This window comes from Dactylosporangium sp. NPDC049140, assembly GCF_040648435.1.
Map to the genome: position 1 here is coordinate 1 of NZ_JBEZDS010000168.1, position 1,027 is coordinate 1,027.

The following is a 1,027-nucleotide window of genomic DNA, read 5'->3' on the forward strand; positions in this document are numbered from 1 at the left end:
GGTCTCATCGAACCAAGCCGCGACGACGTCGGCGGGCAACCATCCCATTTTCCCACCCGCCAGGGCGTCCACAAGGGACACAGATGACTACTTATAGAATTTGATCTACGACCTCAGCCCGGCCAGGCGGGGTCGAGGTGGCCGACGGGATCGCTCTCATCATCGGCTGTCCACGGCATCAGGGTGTGACTCTCATTTGGCGTGCGCCCGCCGGCCACCGCTGCCGGGAGTGGCTCAAGAGGGGTGTGCCCAGCTCAAAGTAGCGTTGCCCTCCACGGCGATCGTCCACTGTGTACGAGGCGAGGGAGAACGCGATGGGCCGTGTGGTGATCGGGATGGATCCGCATAAACGGTCGGCCACAATCGAAGTCATCGACGAACGGGAACAGGTCCTGGCCCGCGGCCGGTACGGCACCGAGGCCGACGGATACCAGCGGATGCTCACGACCGGCCGTACTTTCCCCGACCGGGTGTGGGCGGTGGAGGGCTGCGCCGGGATCGGCCGGCACATCGCCCAGCGACTCGTCGCCGACGGTGAAACCGTCATCGACGTGCCCGCGAAACTGTCCGCCCGGGTCCGGGTCTTTGACACCGGTCAGGGCCGCAAGACCGACCCGGTCGACGCGCACAGCGTGGCCGTGGCCGGTCTGCGCACCCCGGGCCTGCGCACGGTGGCCGCGGACAGCCGCACCGTCGTGCTGCGGCTGCTCGTCGACCGGCGTGACGAACTCGGCCGGGCCCGCACCGAGGTCGTCAGCCGCATCCACCACCTGCTGCTCGAGCTGATCCCCGGCGGGGCCAAGAAGTTCCTCACCCGCGGCCAGGCCAGCTACTTGCTGCGGACCGCGCCGCCACCGGCGGGCATCGTCGCCCAGACCCGCCACGACCTGGCTCGCGAGCTCATCGACGAGCTGACCATCATCGACGCCAAGATCAAGGACGCGGACCAGCGGCTGCGGCAACTGCTCACCACCGCCGGCAGCTCGCTGACCGATCTCAACGGCATCGGCCCGTCCGGCGCGGCCCG

1 protein-coding gene is annotated in these 1,027 nt (G+C 68.8%); it reads left to right on the forward strand.

What is annotated here, in order from left to right:
- Positions 1-335 precede the first annotated feature (335 nt).
- On the forward strand, positions 336-1,027 hold a 692-nt coding region (locus AB0B76_RS59020), incomplete at its 3' end, for a transposase (RefSeq protein WP_360395232.1).